This window comes from Protofrankia sp. Cas4 (genome assembly GCF_963555915.1).
Lineage (GTDB): Bacteria > Actinomycetota > Actinomycetes > Frankiales > Frankiaceae > Protofrankia.
Genome location: NZ_CAUVXL010000170.1, coordinates 22,799 through 32,545 on the forward strand (window position 1 = coordinate 22,799; position 9,747 = coordinate 32,545).

The following is a 9,747-nucleotide window of genomic DNA, read 5'->3' on the forward strand; positions in this document are numbered from 1 at the left end:
CCGCCCCTGATTCAGAACTGATTCAGAAGGCCGCATCACCGGCGTACTCGGCGCGCAAGCGCGCCACCAGCCACTCCACACTGACCGACGCCCGCGCCTGCGATGTCGCCGGCCCCGCCCGAGGCCCCATCCGAGACCCCATCCCAGGCCCCGGTGATGGCACAACGTGCGGTGGCCCGGCATCGCGCGTCATCTCCGGGTCTGCCACCGGGTCTGCCACCGGGTCGGCCACCGGATCATCCACATCCGGCGGCATGATCACTTGCCCATCGACCGCCGAACCGTGGGTGCGTTCCACGAGACGGCGACGCATCCCCGACTCCGTCCGCCGGCCGGCCGTCGCCACGGCCAACAGCCGCTCAAGCACCGTGTCGAGCGACGGCCGCGCGGACGCCTCGAAGGCCACCATCGCGCCGAGCACCGACGCCAGTGCGGCCGGCACGGCGCTGAGATCCGGATGATGGTTCGGGTCACCGATATGCCACAGCAACGCCGGCCCACCCATACCTCGGTACGGAGGGTGTCCGGTCGCGGCCGCAACCAGGGTGGCGCCCAGCGCGTAGACATCCGCCGCGGGTGTCAGGTCTCTTTCGCCCCGGGCCTGTTCAGGTGACATGTACGCCACCGTCCCGACGACCGCGCCCGGTTCGGTGAGCTCCCTGCTCCGGTCCGCCAGCAGCGCCAGCCCGAAATCGATCACCTTCGGGCCGTCCGGGCCGAGCAGGATGTTCTGCGGCTTGAGATCGCGGTGCAGCAACCCGACCTCGTGGATCTTCGCCAACCCCTCGACGAGCGCCGCGCCGAGGATCGCCGCGAGCGGCGGCTCCAGCGGCCCCCGCAGGTCCACGTACTGGCGCAGGGTCTGACCGGGGACGTACTCGACCGCGCACCAGGACGGCTCGTCGTCCAGGCCGGCGCCCTCGAACCGGGCGACCCGCGACCCGTAGACCATCCTGAGGTTCTCGACCTCGGCGGCGAACCGCGCCCGAACCCCCGCATCCGCGACCAGTTCCGACTTGATGACCTTGACGGCCACCTTCTCAGCCGCGGCCGACGTCCCCAGGTACACCCGGCCCATGCCACCGGACCCCAGCCGGGCATGGATCCGATACGGGCCGACGCGTACCGGATCCGACGGCACCAACGGATCCAACGGAACCACCCACCCGCCCCCACGTCCGACCAGGCAACCATCGTCGACGACCGCGAACGATCAGTCTAGAACAGTCAGCTCATTAGCGGTCACACCGGGCATCGACGGCGACCGGTCGAACAGACCGCACAGATGCGCCGCCGGCGCTCTCGCCTCGACCTTCCACCAGATCTGCCAGCTTTCCAGTTCCAGATCTGCCACAGGTCGACCTCCAGATTTGCCGACCATTTGGCTCCAGATCTGTCAGCCGCGTACGTCCGAATCAGGCAGGCTCTCCACCCGGAAGTGACGCCATGTGACGGGTAGGACAATTAGTTAGATAATCGGACCGATCCGCTGTCGCGGCAAGTCGGTCGAAGGAACTGGATCTGGCCTCGAACCGCCCACCGAACCCTCGACACAGGTCGCGATCGGATACCGCACGATGGTAGAAATCGCGGCGCCCGCAGCGCGGGTTCGGGCCCTTGGCCACGACCCATCCCATTTGGAGCAGCCACAGGCAACAACCCATCCAGGATCATCCAATTTTGGGCGCGGAGAGCAACGACCCCACACCCGAGTTGTGAACATCTGTTCGATGGAGCAAGCTGGATGAAGGTTGCCCCGGGGCGACCGTAACCAGCGGTCTGATCAGGGAGCACGTGTGGTGGACGAGTACGAACGGATCATCGCAGCGAGCCTGGCCGCCGAGGACATCCCAACCGAGCCTGACGAGGACAAGTTCGCCGAACTGCTCCTCCTGGTCGCCGAGGAACTCTCCGGCGACCGCTTCGGAGGCATCGCAAAGGTCAACAAGGTGCTCTTCTTCGCGGAGTTCGCGCACGTCCGCCAGACTGGCCGCCCCATCACCGGAGTGCGGTACCAGAAGCTGCCCCACGGTCCCGCACCTCGCCCGCTCCGGCCGATCCGGGACCGGCTGGTCGCCTCCGGCGCGGCGGAGATGGCGACCGAGACCGTACTCGGCCGCGAACAGCACCGTCTGCGCCCACTACGCCCCGCGGACCGGTCCCGGTTCTCCGACACCGAACTGACCGCCGTCAAGGACGCCGTCGCCGTGCTCTACGGACGCACCGCCCGTGAGGCCACCGACCTCTCCGGCGAGGAACCCGGCTGGCGGATCGTCGACGAAGGCGAGGACATCCCTTATGCCACCGCTTACCTCGCCCCCGGCGACCAGCGCACCAGCCCCCGAATACAGGCCCGCGCCCGCAAGATCGCCGACGACTACGCGCGCCAGGGCCGTCCAGCCCGGTGACACGCCTCACGGTCACATACGGCCGCTCGTTCCTTGAGGCGGCACGAGCCGCCTACCCGCTGGCACGGAGCTTGACCTACAGCGGTCCGAACTACGAGGAGTTCATGACCGGCCCCGTCCTCGCGGCCCGTATCCAGTTCGAACGGGACTGGGACACCCTTTTACCCGAGGCCGGCGACGTAGTCCGCAAAGTCTTCCTCGCTCCTAGCAGGGAGTTCGGACCGATCCTCGTTTACGGGTACCTGACGGCTCCCGACCAGGTCGAGATCGTTTCCTTCGAGGAAGACACCGAGTTCTGGGCAATGATCCAGGGAGACCCGGACGGCTGACGTCCACGATCGCCAGGCACCTCGACGGCTACTCACGGTCAGCTCCAACTGACACTGAGCAAGAGGCGGTGTAGGGCCACCCTGGCTCATGTTGCCCTTGATATGGCACCGGACTTGATGCCATAGTGGCGCCATGGACCTCCGGCTGTACGTCGAGAACATCCAAGGCCAGCTTGCGGTCGCCGCCGAGGCCGGGGGTGATGACGCTCGTGCGCTTGCTGAACGCCTTGTGGCACCCCTGGACGCGGCTATCCGACTCACGTTGCAGGACGCGCTGGCGGTCGCGGCGGAGGAGATCACCTGCGAGCTCGCGCCGGGTTCGGTCGAGCTGCGCCTGCGCGGAGGCGACCTCGAGTTCGTGGTGACACCACCGCCGGTCGACCCGTCCGTCGACGACCTGCCGGGTGACGGTGACACGACGCCGACCGGCCGGCCGGTGACGGGCGTCGCGCCGCCGGCTTCCGTCGAGGGCGACGAGGGCGGGATCTCGCGGATCAACCTGCGCATGGCTGATCACCTCAAGGCTCGGATCGAGCAGGCCGCGGGCGGCGAAGGGCTGTCGGTCAACGCCTGGCTCGTGCGCGCGGCTGCCGCCGCGTTGGAACGAACCGACCCCAACCGTCGAGACGAACGACGCGCCCCGCGGGGCGCTGCGCGCTACACGGGCTGGGCGCGCTAACCGAACCGAACCGCGCCGCGCCACGACCCTTAGTCGCCGGGTGCTCACCAACCCATCAGGAGGACTGCCATGCCTACTTTCGACGCTCCCGAACCCATCTCCGTCACCGTGGAGCTTGCCGTCGGTGACATCCGGATCGTGGCGAGTGACCGCACCGACACCGTCGTCGAGGTGCGCCCGAGCGACGGTGCCAAGAAGTCCGATGTGGCCGCCGCCGAGCAGACTCGCGTCGAGTACGCCAACGGCATGCTGCTGATCAAAGCGCCGAGGGGATGGCGGCAGCACGCCTTTCGCGGAGGCGGCGAGTCGATCGATGTGCAGATCGACCTGCCGGCGGGCTCCCATGTGCGAGCTGCGGCAGGGGTAGCGACGTTGCACTGCACCGGTCGCCTCGGCGAATGCCGCTACAAGACCGGCATCGGCGACATCCACGTCGATCAGGCAGGCGCGGTGGAGCTCAGGACCGGCAGTGGTGATGTCGGCGTGGGCCGGGCGGTCGGCCACACCGACATCACCACGGGCTCCGGCAGCGTGCGGATCGGCAGCATCGACAGCACAGCTGTGATCAAAAACTCCAACGGAGACACGTGGATCGGCGAGGTCGCCAGCGACCTCCGGGTGAGCGCGGCCAACGGCGACATCGTTGTCAACCAGGCGCACGCGACGGTTACGGCCAAAACCGCCAACGGCGACGTCCGCATCGGCGAGGTGGCACGGGGTGCCATTCTCACCCAAACCGCCTACGGCACGGTCGACATCGGAATCCTCGACGGAGTCGCCGCCTGGCTGGACCTCAATACGAGCTACGGCAACGTGCAGAACGACCTGGACGCCGCCGACCGTCCCGAACCAGGCGAGGAGGCGGTCGAGGTACGCGCCCGTACCGCCTACGGCGACATCACCATCCACCGCTCCATGGATGTTGGTCGATACGTGCAATGATCCAGAAAGTGGCCTGCAGGGCGGAGGAGGTCCATCCGACACGCCCAGAGCGCCGGGCAGGTCGTCCGCCGTAGACAAAGGCCGATTGGCTACGATTACCCCATCCGGGGGAAAGATGACGACCCGTACCTTCGGGAGTCCTCGGCGGTCGCCATTGGGAGCAGCAGGGTTGTGCCGGTAGACCGTGACCGTGTGGAACGGGCCTTACCCGACCGCTATGAACTGCGCGGCCGGCTCGGCGATGGCGGTTTCGGCGATGTCTTCCAGGCGTTGGACCGTCGGTTGGATCGGCTGGTCGCGGTCAAAGCGGTACTGGTGAAGGGTACGGACGGGCTTCGACTCGCCGGTGACGAAGCGAAGATCCTGGCCCAGCTGAATCACCCGCACCTGGTCAACGTCTTCGACGCGGTCGATGTCGATGACCTCTTCCTGTTGTTCATGGAGTTCGTCGCCGGTAAGTCGCTGGACACCGTCAGCCGCAGCCTCTCACCGGAGACGGTGTGCGGGATCGGCCTGGCCGCCGCGGACGCGTTGGCCTATGTGCACGGCAGGCAGCTGCTGCACCGCGACATCAAGCCGGCGAACCTTCTCCTCGCGGACGACGGCACCCTGAAGATTGTCGACTTCGGGATCGCGAAACTGCTGGAACACACCGCCGCGTTCGGTAGCACCGGGACGCCGTTCTGGATGGCACCCGAGCAACGCAACTTCGCCGCGCTCGGCCCGGGTACGGATCTGTACTCCCTGGGGCTGGTGCTGTACTCGTTGTTCACCGAGCAGCTGCCGGCACGTCCCCGCGTCGGGCCGCTGACCGGTGTGCACCCGGCGCTGGCCGGGGTGGTCATGCGGGCGGTGGACGAGGACATCGACGCGCGCTACCCGTCGGCGCAGGAATTCGCGGTCGCGCTGGCCGAGGCTGCCGCGGAGGTGTTCGACCCCGGCTGGCTCACACGCAGCGGCCTGATCCTGCGGGTGGACGAGGCGATCCGGGAGGCAGCCACCCGCGTGGCGTCCGCACCAATCCAGCCGAACCAGCCGAACCAGCCGACGCCTCGATGTGAGGATGCTGTCGGCCCGCTCCCCCGAGATGGTGTTGGAGATCGGCCGAAGGCGCCATCCGGTCAACCCGGTCCGGCGGCCCCGGGAGGCCTCGGTCACGACGAGAACCAGTCTCGCTCAGCCGGCAGCGACGCGGAGCTCTCCAAGATTACCGTGTCCCGCGACCGCGACGCGGACTCCCCAGCAGGAGCCGTCGCCATCGCACACCGCAGTCGCAAGCCCCTGCTTATCGGTGTCGGTGTCCTTCTGACAGCTCTGACAGTGCTTCTTGTCGTCGTGACGATCGTCGTTACGCCAAGCAGATCGAGCAGATCGAGCGGATCGAGCGGATCCAGCTCTCCGATGATCGTTACGGTGGCCGGTGCCGAATTGTTCACGGGTGACGGCGGGTCAGCCGCCCACGCCCAACTCGCGGGTCCGTCCGGGGTGGCGGTCGACAGCACCGGCACCCTCTACATCGCCGATCCGGACAGCAACCGGGTACGCCGAGTCGACACCAACGGAACAATCACCACGGTGGCCGGCACCGGCACCCCCGGATTCACCGGCGACGGCGGGCCGGCTGCCCACGCCCAACTCACGTATCCGACCGCGGTGGCAGTCGACAGCACCGGCACCCTCTACATCGCCGACCAGAACAACCAGCGGATACGCCGGATCGGCACCAACGGAACAATCACCACCGTGGCCGGCACCGGCACCCATGGGGACGGCGGGGACGGCGGGGACGGCGGGGACGGCGGGGACGGCGGGGACGGCGGGGACGGCGGGCGAGCCACCCACGCCCAACTCGCGGGTCCGTCCGGGGTGGCGGTCGACAGCACCGGCACCCTCTACATCGCCGACTCGGACAACCATCGGGTGCGCCGGGTCGGCACCGACGGAACAATCAGCACTATCGCCGGTACCGGCACCTACGGGTATTCCGGGGACGGCGGTCCAGCCACCCACGCGGAACTCGCGAATCCGACCGGGGTGGCAGTCGACAGCACCGGCACCCTCTACATCGCCGACCAGAACAACCAGCGGATACGCCGGATCAGCACCAACGGAACAATCACCACCGTGGCCAGCACCGGCACCTACGGCTTCGCCGGGGACAGCGGGCCGGCCACCGACGCCCAACTCGCATATCCGACCGGGGTGGCAGTCGACAGCACCGGCACCCTCTACATCACCGACCGGAACAACCAGCGGGTGCGCCAGGTCGGCACCAACGGAACAATCAGCACTATCACCGGTACCGGCACCTACGGGTTTTCCGGGGACGGCGGGCCAGCCACCGACGCCCAACTCGCATATCCGACCGGGGTCGCAGTCGACAACACCGGCACCCTCTACATCGCCGACCAGAACAACCAGCGAATCCGCCGGATCGGCACTGACGGAAAAGTCACCACCGTCGCCGGCACCGGCACCTACGGGTTCGCCGGAGACGGCGGGCCGGCTGCACACGCCCAACTCACGCATCCGAGCGGGGTAGCAGTCGACAACACCGGCACCCTCTACATCGCCGACCAGAACAGCAACTGCGTGCGCCGGATCGGCACCGACGGAAGAATCACCACAGTCGCCGGCACCGGGACCTTCGGGTATTCCGGGGACGGTGGACCAGCCACCCACGCCCAACTCGCGCACCCCACCGGGGTGGCAGTCGACAACACCGGCACCCTCTACATCGCCGACCAGTTCAGCCGGATACGCAAAGTCGGCACCGACGGCACAATCACCACCGTGGCCGGCACCGGGACTTTCGGGTATTCCGGGGACGGCGGCCCAGCCATCCACGCCCAACTCACATATCCATCCGGGGTCGCCGTCGACAACGCCGGCACCCTCTACATCGCCGACCAGAACAACCAGCGAATCCGCTGGGTCAGCACCGACGGAACAATCACCACCGTCGCCGGCACCGGCACCGGCTCCCCCGGGTATTCCGGGGACGGCGGCCCAGCCACCCACGCCCAACTCGCACATCCAACCGGGGTGGCAGTCGACAGCACCGGCACCCTCTACATTGCAGATGGGAATAGCAACCGGGTACGCCGGATCGGCACCGACGGAACAATTACCACCGTCGCCGGTACCGGCGCCTACGGGTATTCCGGGGACGGCGGCCCAGCGATCCACGCCCAACTCGCGAATCCGACCGGGGTGGCCATCGACAGCACCGGCACCCTCTACATCGCCGACCAGTACAACAACTGCGTGCGCCGGATCGGCACCGACGGAACAATCACCACCGTCGCCGGCACCGGCACCGGCTCCCCCGGGTATTCCGGGGACGGCGGCCCAGCCACCCACGCCCAACTCGCACATCCAACCGGGGTCGCCGTCGACAACACCGGCACCCTCTACATCGCCGACCAGAACAACCAGCGAATCCGCCGGGTCAGCACCGACGGCCATTAGCGCATTGGCCCGCCGATGTCGGTGAACGTCCGCCGTGTCGGCATGACCTGGGCTCACCGTCCGCCGGTGGTCGTGCTCGTCCACCAACGTCCGCCGGCTTGGGTACAGCAATGGGTACACGGGGACGGATCCGAGCGTGCCGCTGGAATCCACGTTACGAGCGTCGGTACCCGCCCATGGGATGGCCCGTAGCACGACGTAGCATCTCGTAGCATCTCGTAGCATTATCGCCTAGAGTCATAAACATGTCGCAGCCTGTCTCGCATGAGATCACCCAACGGGAGCTCCGAAACGACTCCGGTGCGATCCTGCGCGCTGTCGAGCACGGTGAGACATTCGTCGTCACGCGGAACGGCAGCCCGATCGCCGAGTTGGTTCCGCTCCGACGGCGGACCTTTGTCCCTGTTGCCCAGGTTCTCGCCATGTTCGCCCACGAGGCGCCGCTCGACGCCGACCGGTTCTTCGCCGACCTCGACGCCGTTGTCGACCAAGGGTTGTTTGGTGACTGATCGCCACAGTCGAGGGCTGCTCGACACGAACGTGATCGTCCATCTTCCCCGCGTGGACCCCGACGAACTGCCGATCGAAACCGCGATCAGTTCAATCACCCTCACGGAACTGACAGCCGGTCCACACGCCACAAACGACCCTGTTGAACGTGCGGTCAGGATCGGACGCCTGCAAAGAACGGAGGCGACCTACGACCCACTACCATTCGACGCAGAAGCCGCACGCCACTACGGTCCCGTGTACGCGGCCGTACTCGCCGCGAACCGGACACCGCGGCGCCGTCTTGCGGACCTACTGATCGCTTGTGTGGCCGTTGCCAACAACCTTCCGCTGTACACAATCAACCCTGACGACTTCACCGGCCTTGAAAGACTTGTCCGAGTCGTGCCCGTCACCCGTCCACGATAGTTAAGATCCGCTTGACCGGCCGAGGTGCATGCCTTCAAGGTCCGGGAGGTCCGGGAGGTCCGGGAGGAACAGTGCCTAACCCAGGTCGCGCGGATCCCGTCCGGAAGCATTCCACAGGTTATGATCGGCGCGAGTTTGTCGTTGTGTACGATTTTTGACCAATTTAGCGTACCCAACAACAAACTCACGCGGATCTTCGGCATAGCCGGCGAACCTGATGTTGGTCAGCCAAGCCATCAAGGTGCCGCAGATCGAGGGACCGGCTCTTGGCCGACCCCTCGTGGACACGATCAAGGGTTCAACGTTATCGAACCTCAAGGAACTGCGACCCGGATCGGTCGGGGCGAGCGAAGTGAGGCTGCTGTTCGTGTTCGATCCGGAGCGACAGGCAGTAATCCTGACAGGTGGAGACAAGGCTGCCAACTGGCGGGGCTGGTACCGCACAGCGATTCCGTTAGCAGAGGCGGCATACGCGGAGCACATCAAGCGGATGAAGACGCAAGGAGACGACCAGTGACTGACCACCTGAAGGACCCGGAAGCGCGCTCGTGGGCGGATCTCACTGACGAGCTCGCCTTCACCGCCGCCGAACGTGAAGAGATCAGCGCCGGTGCGCAGCGCCTCATCGCCCACGCACGGGCATTCCGGCTCACGGAGGTGCGTCGACGTCAGCATGCGACTCAAGTTGAGGTAGCCAAGGCGATGGGAGTGACACAGGCCCGCGTGTCCCGCATCGAGAAGGGCCAGTTGGAACGCAGCGAGGTTGACACCCTTGCCGCGTACGTCCAAGCGCTGGGCGGCACGTTGAAGATCGTGGCCGATTTCGGCGACGAGTCGTACGTTCTCGGATAGCAGGCGCCACCGGCAGACCGAAGAACAGACCACGCGGCGTGGGTACAGTGAGGTCACGTCACCCTAAGAAAGACCTTGTTTTGATAGTGATCCGACCGAGAACACCAGGTCAGGATGGGTGCACCGCCAGGGACTTGAACCCCGAACC

Annotated in this window: 11 protein-coding genes; 9 read left to right on the forward strand and 2 right to left on the reverse strand. The window is 66.7% G+C overall.

Going from position 1 to position 9,747, the window contains the following annotated elements:
• Positions 1-22 precede the first annotated feature (22 nt).
• A complete protein-coding gene (locus U9979_RS15855; RefSeq protein WP_322779982.1) occupies positions 23-1,141 on the reverse strand; it encodes a serine/threonine-protein kinase in 1,119 nt (372 codons plus the stop codon).
• A 72-nt stretch (positions 1,142-1,213) separates the two neighbouring features.
• On the reverse strand, positions 1,214-1,354 hold the full coding sequence (locus tag U9979_RS15860; protein ID WP_322779983.1) for a hypothetical protein: 141 nt from the start codon (positions 1,352-1,354) through the stop codon (positions 1,214-1,216).
• A 445-nt stretch (positions 1,355-1,799) separates the two neighbouring features.
• Here U9979_RS15860 and U9979_RS15865 point away from each other — a divergent pair, with 445 nt between their 5' ends.
• From U9979_RS15865 to U9979_RS15905, 9 genes are all read left to right on the forward strand, one after another.
• A complete protein-coding gene (locus tag U9979_RS15865; RefSeq protein ID WP_322779984.1) occupies positions 1,800-2,408 on the forward strand; it encodes a Panacea domain-containing protein in 609 nt (202 codons plus the stop codon).
• The gene (locus U9979_RS15870; RefSeq protein WP_322779985.1) at positions 2,405-2,737 is read left to right on the forward strand and encodes a hypothetical protein; all 333 of its coding nucleotides are present in this window, start codon (positions 2,405-2,407) and stop codon (positions 2,735-2,737) included. The genes U9979_RS15865 and U9979_RS15870 overlap by 4 nt, the downstream gene beginning before the upstream one ends.
• Positions 2,738-2,870: 133 nt before the next feature.
• Complete coding sequence (locus tag U9979_RS15875; protein ID WP_322779986.1) at positions 2,871-3,416, forward strand: hypothetical protein; 546 nt, start codon at positions 2,871-2,873, stop codon at positions 3,414-3,416.
• A 69-nt stretch (positions 3,417-3,485) separates the two neighbouring features.
• Entirely contained in the window at positions 3,486-4,358 is an 873-nt protein-coding gene (locus U9979_RS15880) for a DUF4097 family beta strand repeat-containing protein (RefSeq protein WP_322779987.1), read from the forward strand.
• A gap of 171 nt (positions 4,359-4,529) precedes the next feature.
• Complete coding sequence (locus U9979_RS15885; RefSeq protein ID WP_322779988.1) at positions 4,530-7,829, forward strand: protein kinase domain-containing protein; 3,300 nt, start codon at positions 4,530-4,532, stop codon at positions 7,827-7,829.
• A 245-nt stretch (positions 7,830-8,074) separates the two neighbouring features.
• A complete protein-coding gene (locus U9979_RS15890; protein ID WP_322779989.1) occupies positions 8,075-8,338 on the forward strand; it encodes a type II toxin-antitoxin system prevent-host-death family antitoxin in 264 nt (87 codons plus the stop codon).
• Positions 8,328-8,747, forward strand: a complete 420-nt coding sequence (locus tag U9979_RS15895) for a type II toxin-antitoxin system VapC family toxin (RefSeq protein ID WP_416220236.1) — start codon at positions 8,328-8,330, stop codon at positions 8,745-8,747. Before U9979_RS15890 ends, U9979_RS15895 begins: the two co-directional genes overlap by 11 nt.
• 217 nt (positions 8,748-8,964) lie before the next feature.
• Positions 8,965-9,264, forward strand: coding sequence for a type II toxin-antitoxin system RelE/ParE family toxin (locus tag U9979_RS15900; RefSeq protein WP_322779991.1), 300 nt, complete (start codon positions 8,965-8,967; stop codon positions 9,262-9,264).
• Complete coding sequence (locus U9979_RS15905) at positions 9,261-9,599, forward strand: XRE family transcriptional regulator (RefSeq protein WP_322779992.1); 339 nt, start codon at positions 9,261-9,263, stop codon at positions 9,597-9,599. Before U9979_RS15900 ends, U9979_RS15905 begins: the two co-directional genes overlap by 4 nt.
• Positions 9,600-9,747 lie beyond the last annotated feature (148 nt).

Coding starts and splice junctions, on each gene's coding strand:
- U9979_RS15900 (WP_322779991.1), top strand. CDS start 8,965: ATGTTGGTCAGCCAAGCCATCAAGGTGCCGCAGATCGAGGGACCGGCT.
- U9979_RS15875 (WP_322779986.1), top strand. CDS start 2,871: ATGGACCTCCGGCTGTACGTCGAGAACATCCAAGGCCAGCTTGCGGTC.
- U9979_RS15880 (WP_322779987.1), top strand. CDS start 3,486: ATGCCTACTTTCGACGCTCCCGAACCCATCTCCGTCACCGTGGAGCTT.
- U9979_RS15890 (WP_322779989.1), top strand. CDS start 8,075: ATGTCGCAGCCTGTCTCGCATGAGATCACCCAACGGGAGCTCCGAAAC.